The sequence below is a fragment of the Helicobacter sp. MIT 05-5293 genome (genome assembly GCF_000765665.2).
Classification (GTDB): domain Bacteria; phylum Campylobacterota; class Campylobacteria; order Campylobacterales; family Helicobacteraceae; genus Helicobacter_C.
Genome location: NZ_JROZ02000002.1, coordinates 183,301 through 198,000 on the forward strand (window position 1 = coordinate 183,301; position 14,700 = coordinate 198,000).

Below are 14,700 nucleotides of genomic sequence, written 5' to 3' on the forward strand. Positions count from 1 at the left end.
TCATTCTTTCAAGGCGGATCCTTTTCCGCCACCTTTTATTTTTCTGCATAAAACACCAAATCCTTATGAAAACTTGCTAATAAATCATCAAGAAAATCTTTAATTTTACTTGGGTGTATGGCGATATAAATGCTTTCTTTGTATTTGTTTGTGATTTTGACATTTAGTCTTGGATAGTCATTGCCTACGATTTTATAGAGATTCTCAAAGTGAAAAGAGCGATTGCGTATGAGCCTTAAAAGCTCTAAAATTGCTTTAACTTTGTGGTGTCGTAACAATCTGTTGTGCTTCGTTTTGAAAGTATTTTTATTTTTCACAAAATATTTTTTGAAATCCATAGTATCCAAAAAATTAATATTTAGGATTTGATTATGAATCTTGTAATGCTCTATAACCTTAATCCAAAAGCCGAGATTCTGCGAAGAGATGATTTTGTCTTTACTTGCGGTATGTCTTATCTCTGGGGAGGGCTTTAACTCTTGGATTATCTCTTGTGGCAAGGATTCTAGCCAATTTGCGTTGTTTTGCGAAAGGATAGAATCTATAATGTTGCGCAAGATAATCTCTATAATGCCTATTTTATGAGCGATAGAGGCTATTAAAGCTAGGTTTTCTTCATGCTCTTGTGTGCTAGTATAGCCCCTTAGGCGACTTTGGGAGAAAAGGCTGATTTGCAAGGAATCTTCAAGGTGTGGGGATTTATCTTGTGGGGTTTGATTGAGATTATTTTGCATTTTTACGCCAAATATTATGTTTTTTGCAAAGTTCTTTTACTCGGTCATTTGTTAGTTTTTGTTGCTGCAAAAACTCTAAACATAATCTACTATAATACTTTTGATTTTTCTTTTGTTGAAAATATTTTGTTTCTTTTTGTATGATAGAGTATTCAGCTAAAATTCCCCTGAAATAGTGGTGAGATATAGTTAAGCCTAATTTTTCCAATAGTTCTTTTGTAGTAAAGAAATCTTTATCCAAATTCAAATTTGGTGCTACAATCTCACCATTCTCTATTGTGCCTATGAGTTTTAATGTCGGTGCTCCGTCTTTTTCTACAAACTTTCCCTCTTTAATCAAGTTAAGATTTTTTAATAATTCTTTGTCAATAACTATACTTTTTCCATTTCCTATATCAATTTTTCCTCGCAACAAATCTAACATTTTTACATTTTTTACTCCTATTTTCGCTATATTTTCTATGTGTTCTCTCCATTTTTGACGCTCAATTTCTAAATTTTTATCTATAATATTTTTAAGTTCAGGGTGTTTGATTTTTTGCGTTCTTCCGCTATATCTATAATAAATATCACCCTCTATAAGCTCTTGTTTTTTACCTCCATTTTTTATACATATGATAGGCTTGTTATCAGATTCTAAAACTTGTATAACACCAAAATCTTTCTTCTGGTAAGTAAAATTAGAAGTTTCAAATTGTATTTCTGGAGCAAAATGTTGGTTCAAAAATTCGCTAAAATCTTTGTTGTCAAAATCTTTAAAATTCTCATTTGTCATTCCAATAGGTTTTCTAGGTTTATCTTGGATTCCAAAAATAATACTACCTCCTTGATTGTTTGAAAAAGCAGCTAGAGTTTTGGCATAGAGCGCGTAATCTGCTTTATTAAAATTGGCTTTATACTCAAGCCTAGAATTTTCTCTATGTTTTAGTCTTTGTGTTGATAATTCGCACTCAATTAATTCTAAAAATTCTCGTTCTGTCATTCCCGCTCTCTCCAAAAGCTCAAATTTTCTGCTTTGGCAAATTCTATAAAGGCTTCTGTGATTCCATCTCGTTGCAAGTCTTTGTATGTTTCATATCGCTTTTGGTATTCGCACATTCTTTCATTGAAAGATTCTTGGCTTTCATTTGATTGTTTGATAGGCTCTTCACCCTCAAGATGTGGGTGAAATAAATCATGCCTAACAACCAAATGCCCATGAGAATCTAAAAGCGGATAATAAATCTTTTCCCCTGAATTATCCTTGCTAGGCTCACTCATTGTTGCAAAGAAAATGTTGTAATCTTCACATTTTGGGCAAAGCTCTTGACCATTTTCATCTTCGCCTCCCCATTTTTGCAAAAATAGCACAGAAGTTTTTGTGCCTGTGTGAGGCTTGAAGACATTGCCATGCAGTCCTACAACAGCTAGGATTCTAGCCTTATCCGCGATAAACTCCCTGATATATTTATCGCTAGAGTTATTGAATCTCCCCTGTGGAAGCACAATAGCCATACGCCCACCGGGTTTTAACATATCTAAGTTGCGCTCAATAAATAAAATATCGCGTCCTACTTTGCTTTGTAGCTTACCATTGGCATTTTTGCTTAGTTCATATCTGCTTAGAATTCTGCTTTCTTTAATATCTCCTGCAAAAGGTGGATTTGCCATTAAAATATCAAAACTAAAATCGCGATTTTCATTTTTATTTACCCTTAGTTTTTTGAGTTTCTTAAAACCCTCATTATAGACATCATTCCAATTCTCATCTTTTACCCATTCTTCCCAACGCTCATAATCAATAGAGTTAAGATAAAGCACATTCGTATGCCCATCACCTGCGATGAGATTTAGCATTTTGGAAACTCGCACGCTTCGCTCATCAAAATCTACGCCAAAGATTTTTTCTTTGACATAATCTTCACATTCTGGGATTTTTTTCTCCGCTGTGAAAAGGTGGCTTGCTTCAATGCCTTTTTCTTTATAGATTTGCTTCCATACATAAAAGCAAGTATGGATAGGGAATCCGCAGCTACCACTTGCAGTGTCTATCATGGTTTCTTCTTTTGTGGGATTAAGCATTTTTACGCACATATCTATCACATAACGCGGGGTAAAATATTGTCCTTTTTCACCTTTTGCGGATTTATTGACAAGGTATTCAAACGCATCATCAATGACTTCTAAATTTGAGTTAAAAAGCTTGATTTTTTCTAATGAACCAACACAAACGCTTAAATGTGAGGGGGAAAGTTTAATTTTTTCGTCTTCATTAAACACGCCCTCCCATTTTTTCTTTGCTTTATTAAAAAGTTTTTCTATTTTTACTTTGAGTTCCGAATCTGATTCACCATAGTTTTTAAAATCAAGATTGCGCGTTTTGTCCCTTGCCCCTTCTAACTCATCATAAAGCTTGATAAAAATGAGCTTGAAGACTTCTTCAAACACATCAACTCCAGCATTTGCCAAAACTTCATCTTCCATTTCTGTAATAATATCTCTTAGGCTTCTTTTTTGTATCGTTAAAATATCTGTTTTTATCAAGTCATCAAAGGTAAAAGGCTCATTTAAAATATCTTTAAGGCTTTTATCGCTTGTAGGGATATTAGGGATAGATTCAAAATAATTGGGGTCTTTGCGGTGGTAATAGCTAATTTGGTTACCATTGCTCCATACTGCCATTGTCGCACCTGTGGCATTACAATAGCTTTTAAGCTGCTCTTTGCCTTCTTTGAGCTTTGGCTTTTTAACTTCTATGATAATATAAGCTGAAGTGATTTGGAGTTTGTCCATTACCACAATATCTGCCCTTTTCACCTCGCGCCCAAAATGAACAGAATATTCTACTTGGATTCGTGATTTAGGATATTGGTATTCATTGATGAGCTTATCTAAATAAAGTTGGCGAACGATTTCTTCGGGGGTGAGTTTAATTTCTTTATCGCGTATGAGGCATAGCACATAATAACTTATGCCACTTTTACTTTCTTTTGTGGTGATTTTGGATTCTAGTTGCATTATAGAATCTGCACTAAACAAATCAAGCTTATAATTGGAATTTTTCAAGATTTCTTGTAATAGCATTTTTTCTCCCCAATGCAAAATGTTTTTAAAAGCGTAACAAAAGCCCCTTTAAAATTCGCTTCTTTCCATGTAGGATTTCTGCTTTAAGGAGAAAATTGTGCCAACTTAGGGCTTCTCAATATTTTCTTTACATAGTGGATTCTACTCAAACTCCAACATCTTTAGCACCCTTGCGGGGTTGCCCCCAACTATCGCATTTTCTGGCACATCTTTAGTAACCACCGAACCCGCTGCGATAATCGCATTATCACCAATTGTTACACCCGGGCAAATGGTTACATTAATCCCAATCCACACGCGATTACCAATTACAATGGGCTTACAAAAAGTTGCCTGACGATTATAAGGGTCAAAGTCATGGTTAATGGTCGTAAGGCATACTTTGGGCGCAATAAACACATCATCACCAATTGTGATTCCCCCTCTGTCCATAAATGTGCAAGCCTGATTCATAAAAAAGTTTTTGCCCACGCGGATATTTTTCCCAAAATCTACATAAAAAGGTGGGATAATCCACGACTTATCATCAAGCTTTTGCCCAATGATTTTGCTAAAAAGTTTGCGCGATTTTTTGGGGCTGTGTGCGCCCGAATTAAACTTATGGGTAAGCTTAATCGTCTCACGAATCACCGCTAAAATCTTTTCGCATTCTGGGTCGTTCATATCGACAAGCTCGCCTTCTAAATCGCGTGTAAAAATATCGCGATTCGTTGTTGGTGCGGGTGTGCTACGCGCTGAAAGTTTGGTGATGAGTTTCTTTTTATTGCTTTTGGATTCTTTTTTCATTTGGTTGCTCCTTTAGCTGGGTTGTTTAGTGGTTTGAATTATAAAACATTAGACCTACTCTCTGTCAAGAATTGAGCATTGATATTAGAATCCACGCTAAAAGCGGATAAATTTTGCTTCGTTGGTGTGAATAATTTTGAATAAAAAGACCTGAAAATTAGCAATATGCTTATATGGATTTTATTCTTTGTATGTTCGGTAGATTTTAGGAGCGAGAAAAGGGAATGTCAAAGGATGCTTGATAAGTGTATCACCTAATTGATAGGTTAAACTCTCTTTGAGTTTCTGCGATTTGTCAAAGTCTGCATAAGATTCTAATGGTGGTAAGGTGTAAGAGCTATCAAGTTTTGTGAGCATCTTATAAAGCTTTTTTCTTAGCTTGTATGCGCAATAAACCTTGATTAAAGTCAAAGGCAAGATAATGACTTTCAAAGGGTTTTTAGCTCTGATTATGGCGTTACCTAAAGAGTAGCTCAAAGTGTTTTTCACTCTAAGTTCTGCTCCAATCTTTGGAACGACTCGGACAGTGTTTTGGTAGATGATAGATTCATAAAAGGGTGAATTTCGTGCATACGACCACCAAAGCGTAGCATTAGGAGTATCAGGATAACTCCAAGGCTTCATATCTCCAGCATATTGCAATATTTTGACACTTGCTAAATCTTGTTTGTAAAGTTCCAACTCTTGTGCGGGAAGATTTGATAAGAAATATTCATAAACCAAAATATGATTTTCCACACTCCAACACCCTTGTAAAAATGCAACTTTCCCCTCCGCGACAATGTTTAAAACATCTTGATCGGGGTAAATGGGAGATTCAAGGTGAGCAAGTGTCTCTAGGCATTGTTCACACAGATTTTCTTTAAGACATTGTGGAATATTGAAGACCAAAAGACCGCTTTGGAAGTAGTTTTGGCTATTTTTGAGACAAAGTGTATTTTGTGCATAGGAGACGAAATGATCATTAAGATGATGAAATACTTGCACTCCTGTGTCTTTAACTACTCCTAATAGATTATCCCCCAAATCAACATCATACAAACTAGCAATGTCTGCGCAAAATATCACATCACTATCGCAATAAATTGCCCTTTGGTATTGGTGCAATATTTTAGGGATAAAGAATCGCAGATACATTGCACTGCTTAAATAAGTGGTAGTGTAGGAAGTCTGCCTATGGAGAGAGATTTCACGCTCTAGGTTAAGAAATCGGATAGATATTTTGTCGTTTGTGTAGTGAGTGAGGATTGTGCGCTTTTGTTCTTCGCTTAGGTGAATTTCTAAAATAATAATATCATAGCAACTTGTATGCGTGTGTGTTTTGAGGGATTCTAATGCTACTGCCAAATAAGCAATATATCTCTCATCAACACCAAAGACTAGGGCAACCTTGTCTTTAAACTTCGGGGGGGGGGGGGGGTATAATTATTTTCTATATTTTTCATGCTTATAAGCTCCACATCAAAATAATCTTCTAAATATACTAAAATTTATAAAGAATGTATTATATCTCAAAAATAATTTTTAATCTATCTTGAATATGACAAGCTCTCTATTATTGAATCTTGTTAAAGAGATTTTAGACCTATATAGATTCTGCTTAAGGACAAAGATGCTAGGATTTAGGTTACTTTTTGGCTTCTTGAACAAATTTTTCATATTCCTCATCACTTAGCAGTTCTAGCCAAGTAACATTTTTGCCATTTTTTTCGTGTGTCAAAGCGATATGCGAGCCACTCTCTTTAAACCCTGCACCATGCCAATGTTCAATATCAGGTGGGCAAAGCACGACATCGCCGGGTTTGGCAATCTGCGTAACTCCGCTTTTTGTGCCGGTGTAAATCGTTCCTTTGGTAACAATCAGTGTTTGCCCCGCTGGGTGTGTGTGCCACGCGGTTCTGGCGCGGGGGCTAAAGGTAACCTCAGCTCCGCCAAAAGGGCGGTAGGTATCGCTTTTGAATAGCATTTTGACATTCACCTCGCCGCTAAAGATTTTAGAATCTCCCTTAAAGCCTCCTAAGCTACCATTTTTTACGACTTCTTGCTCTTGCATTTTTGCCTCCTTTGCGTTCATTGTTGCTAAGCAACCTAATGTTGCGACTAATGCCAAACTCATGATTTTTTTCATTGGTTCTCCTTTGTGTTTTAGAATTTTTCCTCTTAGATTCTGCTCTTGTTGATTGCTTCGCGTAAGCTCGCAATGACAAATGGAGAATCTTAAAATGTCTTATCTGTCATTGCGAGAGGCTTTGAGAACGTGGCAATCAACCATATTGCCACACTCATTTATTTACTCGCAATGATAGGCTCATATTGCCTCAATCACGCATTCCCAAACATCTTTTTCAAATGCGCTTCATATTCTGCCAAATACCGCTCTACTTGCGGGTTTTTTACTACATCATTACACATAAAGCTAGGCAACTTTTGCATGCCGCAAAACTCATGTGCCTTGTGCAAATGCGCAAACACACCATCGATTCCAATGCCCAAAAACTGCGTTTTATCACTAAAAGCTTCAAGCGGGGCGTTCCAAGTGCTACAAAGCATATAGCTTTTGTTTTGTGCCAAACCACCGCTGCCATATTTCTTGCTTGGGTCTTTTCTAGTCCTGCCATCATCATTAAAAAGCACACCATGACTTGCCAAATACACTTCATCGATGTATTTTTTGACAATCCAAGGTTCGCACATCCACCAAGCGGGGAATTGATGAATGATAGAATCTGCCCATTTGAGATTTTGCACTTCTTCTTGCACATCATAACCTTTGTCAATGATGACTTCTTTGGTTTCGTGTCCTAGCTTGCTTAGTGTTTCTTTTGCGAGTTCGTGCAAGGTTGTATTAAGCCTGCCCTTAGAGTTTCCAAACTCTTTTGCGCCATTGAGTAGGTAAATTTTCATCTTTGCTCCTTTGTGTTTTTTGATTGAATCTTGTGCATTTGCAAGCGAGATTCCAAAACCTCCACTTGCAATCCCTAGCCCTGCTAAACTGACCATTTTTGCCGAAGTTTTTAAAAACTCGCGGCGATTTTTAGAATCTGACTTGTGCATTTTGCTCCTTTTGTGTTTTTGGTCTTAGAATCTTTAGCGCATCGTTTGTGCATCTTCCTCCCTCTCCACAGCGATTTCTACCAAATTGCCATCGGGGTCTTTAAGATAGATAGAATCAAGTTTTGCCCGCGCACCCGTTCTTTGCACGACACCCGCTTCAAGCTTCACACCTTTTGATTCAATCTTGCGCTTAATCGCGTGAATATCGCCCTTTGCGAGCAGGCAAAAGTCCAACGCGCCATCACATGGCTTACTCGCGGCGGGTTGAAACTCGCCAAAATGCTGGTGGATATTGATTTTTTGGTTGCCAAAGCAAATCGCATAGCGTCCATTTTGCTCTCTTACCTCGCATTCAAGAATATCCCGATAAAACGCGAGGCATTTTTCTAGGTTGTTTGTAAGCAGCACAATATGGTCAATCGCGACTATCATTTAACACTCCTATTAAAGATTCTCACCCAAAAACTGCACGATTTTATCAAAGGGAATTTTACTCGCATTATCATACAAATCTACATGATTTGCATCTTTGATAATCAGCAATTCTTTATTCTCGCCTTTGAGCTTCTTGTAAGCGTCCTCGCTAAAATATCTACTATGCGCTTTTTCGCCATGAATCACCAACACCGCACTTTGAATCTCATCGCTATATGCGAGAATTGGCATATTTATCAGCGATAAAGATGAGGTGAGATTCCACGCACCATTAGAGTTAATCGCGCGTTTATGAAACCCGCGTGGAGTTTTGTAATAATCAAAATAATCCTTGATAAACTGCGGCTCATCACCACTAAGCTTCTCGGGTAACCCGCCTTGTGGCGCGTAAGTGCCACTCTTAAAATCCTGTGTGCGCTGTGCGTTGAGGCTCTCTTTGAGTTTTTGCCGCGCCTTTGCGTCCATTGCGTCAAAATATCCCCGCGCATTCACACGCGTCATATCATACATTGTCGAGGCAATCGTCGCCTTGATACGCGTATCCATTGCCGCGGCGTTTAGCGCAAAGCCCCCAAAGCCACAAATGCCCAAAATCGCGATTTTATGAGAATCCACTCCCGCGAGGTTGCTTAGATAATCCACCGCTGCGCTAAAGTCTTCGGTGTTGATGTCGGGCGAGGCGACATTGCGGGGTTCGCCGCTGCTCTCGCCCGTGTAAGATGGGTCAAACGCAAGGGTGATAAAGCCCCTTTTTGCTAGGGTTTGGGCATAAAACCCGCTTGCTTGTTCTTTAACCGCGCCAAAAGGTCCTGCGATTGCGATTGCGGGGAGCTTGGCGGCTTTGTCTGTGTTTTTGGGCGTATAAAGGTCGCCTACGAGCGTGATTCCATAGCGATTTTTAAAGCGCACCTTTTGCACCTCTACCGCTTCGCTTTGTGCAAAGACTTTGTCCCATTTGTCGGTTTTGCTTGTTTTGTTTGCTTGTGCCATATCGCACCCTCCTAAGAATAAAATTACTAGGCTTATGCCTAAAAGTGTTGAAAAAAGTTTGCCAAATGTGTTTTGCATGGTTTCTCCTTGCTTTAAACTTCTGTGCCTAAGAATCTACACTTTGAGGCTGCTCATATCAATTACAAAGCGAAAGTCCGCCTTGCCCGCCGCGACAACCTTATATGCTTCATCAAGCTGATTGATTGGAATGATTTGCACTTTTGGGTAGATTCTGTTTTTCACGCTAAAATCTAGCATTTCTTGCGTTTCTTTAATCCCGCCAATCACGCTAGGGTAAAGCTTTTTGTTTTGAAAATTCCACACAAACGCATCAAAATCAAGCTTTGGTTTGTCTTTGCTTGCAGGAAGCCCCACAATCGCCATTTCACCGCCGAATTTGAGCATTTTATGATACGCATTCACATCATAATGATAAGGAATCGTGCTAATGATAAAGTCAAAAGTGTTAGCAAACTCGCTAAATCGTGGGCTTTTGACATTCACAAACTCTTTTGCACCAAGCGCTAAGCACGCATCTTTTTTATCGACAATATCAAAGCATGTTACCTCTGCGCCAAGCTTTGCCATATATTGCAACGCCATATGCCCCAAGCCCCCAAGACCGGCGACTGCAACTTTATCGCCTTTTTTGACTCTTGAGAACATAATAGGCGAATAGGTGGTAATCCCCGCGCAAAGAAGCGGCGCGACCTTTTCAAGCTCGGCATTTTTGGGGACTTTAATCGCAAATTTTTCGCTTAGCACGATGTTATTAGAATACCCGCCATAGGTGTTTGCACCGCCATGGAAGACATCTTTGCTATTATAGGTGTAGATGGTTTTGCTATTTGTGCAATACTGCTCTTTGCTTGCTTTGCACGCTTCGCATTCGCCACAACTATTGACCATACACCCCACACCGGCGTAATCGCCAACCTTAAACTTGCTTACATTTTTGCCCACCGCAACGACTTTGCCCAAAATCTCATGCCCGGGGACAATGGGATAGGTGGGCGGGTGGTGGTCGCCGCTTACGCTGTGCAGGTCGCTATGGCAGATGCCCGCATAGAGAATCTGCAAAAGCACATCATTTGCGCCCAGCGGGTGGCGGGTGAATTGAAAAGGTTTAAACTTCCAGTCTTTAGAGTGCGCGGCATAGCCCACGCTTGGAATCTCCTCGCCTTTGAGGGCTTCTTGTAGCCCAAAGGGTGTGCTTGTTGCGGTGTTTGCCGCGTTTGCATTGCTCGCATTTTGGGCAAATAGGTTTGCCCCAAAGCCCAAAGCAGCCGCACCACCGGCGATTTTTGCAGAGGTTAGCAAAAACTCTCTGCGCGTTTTGTTATGTTCGTTTTGCATATTTGCTCCTTTAAAAGTGAAAACAAAATTATAAAACCTGATACCTAGTATTTGTCAAGAGAATCTTTCTATTGCCCTTGTATGAGTGCTTTAGCGCGGTGCGGGCTTGTTGATTCCAAAGCTTTGACGCACACCAAAAGCAGCACATTTTGGCTGTCGCGTCTTCTTTGTTGAAAAATCAAGGTGGATTATAAATGATGAGAGTTGCTATCAGTCAAGGGGGAAAAGTAAAGATTATAGGTTGTCAAGCTTTAAGCCCAAAAGCCATTGGTGGATAAAAGGCGGTTATGCTATAATCTATGCTTTAGAATCTATAAATAAGGAGTTGGATATGGCAAATCTCGCACAAGAACACCCAATTTATAAGCTTGCAGCAGAAATATCACATAATGATGAAGAGATTCTTAAAGACATAAGTGCGTGCATCTGTGAAACGAAAAAATATTTTAAAGAACATCGAGAATACGAATGGAGAGGTATGGAGAATTTTGATGATTATGAAGAAAGTGAGGTGCGGTGGATAGGCATGGTCGATGTTCTTTTTGAAGGGAACTATGTCTATGAATGCGATTATAAATATAAAGAGGAGCTAGAAGATTTTTTGATTCAGCTTGGAGGTTTGAATGGATCTTTCTATATTCTTGAAAGGCGAAATGGAAGAAGGTATAACACACTCCCGCTAGAAGAGGATTGGTTTGATGAGGAAGGGGACATTAGCACATGGTGTGCTATTATTGATGAAAAGTGGGCAGAGTATCAAATGTGCGTGGGTGGCATTGATATAGATAGCGATAGCTATGTGATGTTCCCATGTGCGCTAGATTCACTCGCAAAGCTACAAAAATATGCAGAGCAGAGCGGATATAGTATTGATTATGCGCGTAATTTGTAAGTAATTTTGTGTAGTTCGCCCAAGCCACACTATCAGCGATTTAAATAGTGAATCTATCGCACACAAAATTAACTCTTTTCTTAATGCTTCTGCACCACATTATAAAGATGATAATGCGATGCGATAGGCTTATTATTTGAGAATCTATCTTTTAGTGCTTTTTGGTGATTACCTCTTGACAAACACTAGGTATTAGGTTTTATAATTGCGTATTTGAGTTTGTAAAAGGGGTGATTATGCAAAACCGCCGAGATTTTCTTAAAACTTCTGCTATGGCGAGTTTGTTCGCATTTAGCGGTGGGGTAAGCCATTTATTCGCAAAAGATTCACAAGGAGTAAAAATGGAATTTCTTACGCTTAATAATGGTGTAAAAATGCCAATTTTGGGACTTGGGACATACACGCTAACTGGTGCAAATGGACAAAAAGCAATGAGTGATGCTATTGAGATTGGCTATCGTCTTTTTGACAGCGCACAGATGTATGGTAATGAATCCGAGCTAGGAGCGGCAATCCGTGAAAGTGGATTAAAACGCGAAGAGTTTTTTATCCAAACTAAACTTTTAGATTCTTCTAATGAAGATGCGACAAAAAAATCGATTGAAAAATCACTCAAAGCATTAAATATGGATAGGATTGATTTGTTGCTTATCCATTCACCCTATCCCCATGCAAAAGCAATGTATCGGGCAATGGAATCATTTTATAAACAAGGGATTCTAAAAAGCATCGGCATTTCAAATTTTGGTGCGAAAGCCTATCTTGATTTTGTGCAATCGTGTGAGGTGATTCCAGCGATTAATCAATGTGAGACGCATTTATTGATGCAGCAAAAACCTTTGCGAGAAGCAATGCAAAAGCACGGCACACTCTTACAATCATGGAGTCCTTTTATCGCAGGTAAAAATTCTATTTTTGATAATCCAACGCTTAAAACAATCGCACAAAAATACAACAAAACACCAGCACAAGTGATTTTGCGTTTTTTGGTTGAGCTTGGAATCGGGGTGATTCCCAAAAGCTCCAAAAAACAACGTATGCAAGAGAATATCAATATTTTTGATTTCACGCTAAGTGAGCAAGATAAGAAGATTCTAATGGGGCTTGATACCAACAAAAGCTCATTTTCTTGGACAAATTATTAGAATGAAAGCCACATTCTATAAACTTCTAAGCCTCAAAGAGGGTGAATTTAAACTCCTTATTTTATCAAGCAGTTTTATTTTTATGCTCTTTGGTTCATACTCAATCTTGCGCCCAATGCGCGATGCACTTGGGCTAGAAGGGGGCAAAGACGAGCTTAAATGGCTCTTTTTAGCAACTTTTATTGTCTGCATTCTTGCTTCTCTCTGCTTAATGTGGCTAAGCGGAAAGATTAAACGTAGATTCTATGCAGATTATGTATTTATCTTTTTTGCTTTAAATCTTATAGGCTTTTATGTTTTAATGCAATCCTTTGAACCCCACACGCAAAATTTTATCTGGCTCGCGCGCGTGTTTTATGTCTGGATTAGTGTTTTTAATCTATTTGCTTTTTCGAGCGCGTGGAGCTTGATTGCTGATGTTTTTAGCAAAGAAGCAAGCAATCGACTTTTTGGAATCATCGCCGCAGGAGCAAGCTTGGGCAGCATTGCGGGGGCAAGCAGTGTTGGGTTTTTGGTTGCACATTTGGGTGTGGCAAACCTTGTTTTTCTTTCAATCGCTCTTTTGCTATTTGCCATTTTACTAAAAAATCTCATCTTACGCGAACTCAAAACTTTTGAAACCGAAGAATCTTTAAGTCGTTTTGATAGAGTGATTGGCTCAAAAAATCCTTTTGTGGGCTTCAAGCTCATCATTGCTTCCAAATATCTTTTAGCCCTGTGTGCATTTATCCTTTTGCTCACAAGTGTTTCAACATTTCTCTATATGGAACAAGCACGAATCGTGCGCGAGCTTTTTGCTTCTCGTGAGGAGAGAATTGCCGCTTTTGCAAACATTGACTTAATCGTTCAACTTAGCTCACTTTTTATCCAAATTTTTCTCACCGCAAAAATCGCGCGTTTTTTTGGAATCACAAGCCTTTTAAGCAGCTTAGGGTTTATCATTGCTCTAGGTTTTATCGTTCTTAGCTTCACTCACCCCGCGTTTTTGCCTTTGGTGGTGGTAATGAGCATTCGCCGCGTGGGCGAATACGCGCTTGTCAAACCCGGGCGCGAAATGCTGTTTGTGCCGCTTAGTGCAGATTCTAAATATAAGGTTAAAAACTTTCTTGACACGGTGGTTTATCGCGGTGGAGACGCGCTCTCTGCACAGCTTGAAAGTGTCTTAGCAAGTGTCGGGATTCTTTGTGTGTTGCTCGTTGGTGCTGCGCTCTCGTTTATTTGGGGCTTGCTCGGTGTCTTTTTAGGCAGACAATATGAAGGGGAAGCCTCTTCGTGAGGCTTTGAGGCAAAAGCTGCAATGTCCTTTTATTAAACTAAAATCTCTCACGCACAAAGTTTATTCTTTTTTTGATGCTTCTTTGCCATCTTTTGAGCATAGGAGTTCTTTGTGGGCGTCTTTGTGCTGCTTCTTGATCAAACCATTTTTTTTGCAAAGTGAGAATCTCACCAAAAGCATCGACAAATGTCTTATCATAATGCTTAGTAATATGACTGATAAAAGCATCTAAGTCTTTTTGTGAGGGTATATATGTCCAAGGTAAATGCAAGAGTCGGAAATATAGCTCAACATATTGGTTTTGGTTTGGGTCTAATGTGCAAGAGCCGATGTTTTGGAAGAGATGCCCATAAGGTTCGTATTGTGGGGGAATACACTTGTCTCCTATAAGGGCAAAGAACAAAAGTGCGCAGATATTGCGGTGTTTGCCAAAGGGTATTGGGCTAAAAGTGTGATAAGCAATGTCATGGAGAATGATCACTGCATTGGGCTTCAAATAAGGCAACACCATGAGAAAATCCATAGCCTCGCCCGGCGCAGCATGCACGGTATCAATGATGCACAAATCAATATCGCCACCGATTTTATCTAGGTGATTGGCGCAAAATCCATCGGTATAAAGATGATAGTATGAGGTGAGATGTGGGAGTAGTTGATTAACCAAGAAGCCGCTTTTACGACAAGAAGTTATTGCCCCCCCCCCCGTTAGATTCCTCCTTACAAAGATCTCGGTAGTAATATTCACTATAATCCATTGCATAAAGCATCGTAGAATCCAAAAGTTGGTTAGATTCTAAATAATCTAAGATCAAAGCACTATTTGCACCCGCGGCAATGCCGATTTCTAAAATTTTTTTGGGTTGATGTTTTTTGATCGTTTCTAGCACAAAGGCGCGCTCATTTTTTACCATTTCAGAATATTGAGCTAAAGTAGGGTTATTCAACATAAATATCTCCTCAAAATAAAAT

14 protein-coding genes and 1 pseudogene are annotated in these 14,700 nt (G+C 39.1%); 3 read left to right on the forward strand and 12 right to left on the reverse strand.

The genetic code is table 11. The features are described from left to right. Positions 1 to 35 precede the first annotated feature (35 nt). The 10 genes and pseudogenes from LS68_RS05425 to LS68_RS05470 all read right to left on the reverse strand — a co-directional run bounded on the left by LS68_RS05425 (position 36) and on the right by LS68_RS05470 (position 10,418). Positions 36 to 734: a hypothetical protein gene (locus tag LS68_RS05425; protein WP_052100530.1), complete on the reverse strand. Its 699-nt coding sequence runs from the start codon at positions 732 to 734 to the stop codon at positions 36 to 38. Then, a complete protein-coding gene (locus tag LS68_RS05430; RefSeq protein ID WP_034373864.1) occupies positions 724 to 1,716 on the reverse strand; it encodes an ATP-binding protein in 993 nt (330 codons plus the stop codon). Before LS68_RS05430 ends, LS68_RS05425 begins: the two co-directional genes overlap by 11 nt. Then, positions 1,713 to 3,797, reverse strand: a complete 2,085-nt coding sequence (locus tag LS68_RS05435) for an N-6 DNA methylase (protein WP_034373867.1) — start codon at positions 3,795 to 3,797, stop codon at positions 1,713 to 1,715. Before LS68_RS05435 ends, LS68_RS05430 begins: the two co-directional genes overlap by 4 nt. A 141-nt stretch (positions 3,798 to 3,938) precedes the next feature. After that, positions 3,939 to 4,583, reverse strand: a complete 645-nt coding sequence (locus LS68_RS05440) for a sugar O-acetyltransferase (protein WP_081950984.1) — start codon at positions 4,581 to 4,583, stop codon at positions 3,939 to 3,941. 180 nt (positions 4,584 to 4,763) lie between these two features. Then, positions 4,764 to 5,954, reverse strand: a pseudogene (locus tag LS68_RS05445) (glycosyltransferase family 8 protein); the annotation flags it as partial. Positions 5,955 to 6,210: 256 nt separating this feature from the next. Further along, positions 6,211 to 6,711: a cupin domain-containing protein gene (locus LS68_RS05450; protein WP_081950883.1), complete on the reverse strand. Its 501-nt coding sequence runs from the start codon at positions 6,709 to 6,711 to the stop codon at positions 6,211 to 6,213. A 194-nt stretch (positions 6,712 to 6,905) separates the two neighbouring features. Beyond that, positions 6,906 to 7,487, reverse strand: coding sequence for an NAD(P)H-dependent oxidoreductase (locus LS68_RS05455; RefSeq protein WP_034371019.1), 582 nt, complete (start codon positions 7,485 to 7,487; stop codon positions 6,906 to 6,908). A gap of 183 nt (positions 7,488 to 7,670) precedes the next feature. Continuing rightward, on the reverse strand, positions 7,671 to 8,069 hold the full coding sequence (locus LS68_RS05460) for a VOC family protein (RefSeq protein WP_138091190.1): 399 nt from the start codon (positions 8,067 to 8,069) through the stop codon (positions 7,671 to 7,673). Positions 8,070 to 8,081: 12 nt separating this feature from the next. After that, positions 8,082 to 9,062 carry an alpha/beta hydrolase gene (locus tag LS68_RS05465; protein ID WP_052100285.1) on the reverse strand — a complete coding sequence of 327 codons (981 nt, stop codon included), beginning with the start codon at positions 9,060 to 9,062 and terminating at the stop codon, positions 8,082 to 8,084. 114 nt (positions 9,063 to 9,176) lie between these two features. Next, the gene (locus tag LS68_RS05470) at positions 9,177 to 10,418 is read right to left on the reverse strand and encodes an NAD(P)-dependent alcohol dehydrogenase (protein ID WP_138091192.1); all 1,242 of its coding nucleotides are present in this window, start codon (positions 10,416 to 10,418) and stop codon (positions 9,177 to 9,179) included. A 331-nt stretch (positions 10,419 to 10,749) separates the two neighbouring features. Here LS68_RS05470 and LS68_RS05475 point away from each other — a divergent pair, with 331 nt between their 5' ends. From LS68_RS05475 to LS68_RS05485, 3 genes are all read left to right on the forward strand, one after another. Then, on the forward strand, positions 10,750 to 11,310 hold the full coding sequence (locus LS68_RS05475) for a DUF6630 family protein (protein ID WP_052100485.1): 561 nt from the start codon (positions 10,750 to 10,752) through the stop codon (positions 11,308 to 11,310). Between the two features lie 236 nt (positions 11,311 to 11,546). Next, complete coding sequence (locus tag LS68_RS05480) at positions 11,547 to 12,455, forward strand: aldo/keto reductase (protein ID WP_241993687.1); 909 nt, start codon at positions 11,547 to 11,549, stop codon at positions 12,453 to 12,455. A gap of 1 nt (position 12,456) precedes the next feature. Continuing rightward, positions 12,457 to 13,731, forward strand: coding sequence for an MFS transporter (locus LS68_RS05485; RefSeq protein WP_034372971.1), 1,275 nt, complete (start codon positions 12,457 to 12,459; stop codon positions 13,729 to 13,731). Positions 13,732 to 13,768: 37 nt separating this feature from the next. Here the strand turns inward: LS68_RS05485 and LS68_RS05490 are convergent, their stop codons facing one another. Beyond that, the gene (locus LS68_RS05490; RefSeq protein WP_034372968.1) at positions 13,769 to 14,395 is read right to left on the reverse strand and encodes a class I SAM-dependent methyltransferase; all 627 of its coding nucleotides are present in this window, start codon (positions 14,393 to 14,395) and stop codon (positions 13,769 to 13,771) included. Between the two features lie 10 nt (positions 14,396 to 14,405). Beyond that, positions 14,406 to 14,678 (reverse strand): hypothetical protein, encoded by a 273-nt coding sequence (locus tag LS68_RS05495; protein WP_034372965.1) that lies wholly within the window; start codon positions 14,676 to 14,678, stop codon positions 14,406 to 14,408. Positions 14,679 to 14,700: the final 22 nt, after the last annotated feature.

Bases quoted from the DNA above. Each gene is read 5' to 3' on its own strand.
- LS68_RS05425 (WP_052100530.1), bottom strand. From the start codon at position 734: ATGCAAAATAATCTCAATCAAACCCCACAAGATAAATCCCCACACCTT.
- LS68_RS05430 (WP_034373864.1), bottom strand. From the start codon at position 1,716: ATGACAGAACGAGAATTTTTAGAATTAATTGAGTGCGAATTATCAACA.
- LS68_RS05435 (WP_034373867.1), bottom strand. From the start codon at position 3,797: ATGCTATTACAAGAAATCTTGAAAAATTCCAATTATAAGCTTGATTTG.
- LS68_RS05440 (WP_081950984.1), bottom strand. From the start codon at position 4,583: ATGAAAAAAGAATCCAAAAGCAATAAAAAGAAACTCATCACCAAACTT.
- LS68_RS05450 (WP_081950883.1), bottom strand. From the start codon at position 6,711: ATGAAAAAAATCATGAGTTTGGCATTAGTCGCAACATTAGGTTGCTTA.
- LS68_RS05455 (WP_034371019.1), bottom strand. From the start codon at position 7,487: ATGAAAATTTACCTACTCAATGGCGCAAAAGAGTTTGGAAACTCTAAG.
- LS68_RS05460 (WP_138091190.1), bottom strand. From the start codon at position 8,069: ATGATAGTCGCGATTGACCATATTGTGCTGCTTACAAACAACCTAGAA.
- LS68_RS05465 (WP_052100285.1), bottom strand. From the start codon at position 9,062: ATGGCACAAGCAAACAAAACAAGCAAAACCGACAAATGGGACAAAGTC.
- LS68_RS05470 (WP_138091192.1), bottom strand. From the start codon at position 10,418: ATGCAAAACGAACATAACAAAACGCGCAGAGAGTTTTTGCTAACCTCT.
- LS68_RS05475 (WP_052100485.1), top strand. From the start codon at position 10,750: ATGGCAAATCTCGCACAAGAACACCCAATTTATAAGCTTGCAGCAGAA.
- LS68_RS05480 (WP_241993687.1), top strand. From the start codon at position 11,547: ATGCAAAACCGCCGAGATTTTCTTAAAACTTCTGCTATGGCGAGTTTG.
- LS68_RS05485 (WP_034372971.1), top strand. From the start codon at position 12,457: ATGAAAGCCACATTCTATAAACTTCTAAGCCTCAAAGAGGGTGAATTT.
- LS68_RS05495 (WP_034372965.1), bottom strand. From the start codon at position 14,678: ATGTTGAATAACCCTACTTTAGCTCAATATTCTGAAATGGTAAAAAAT.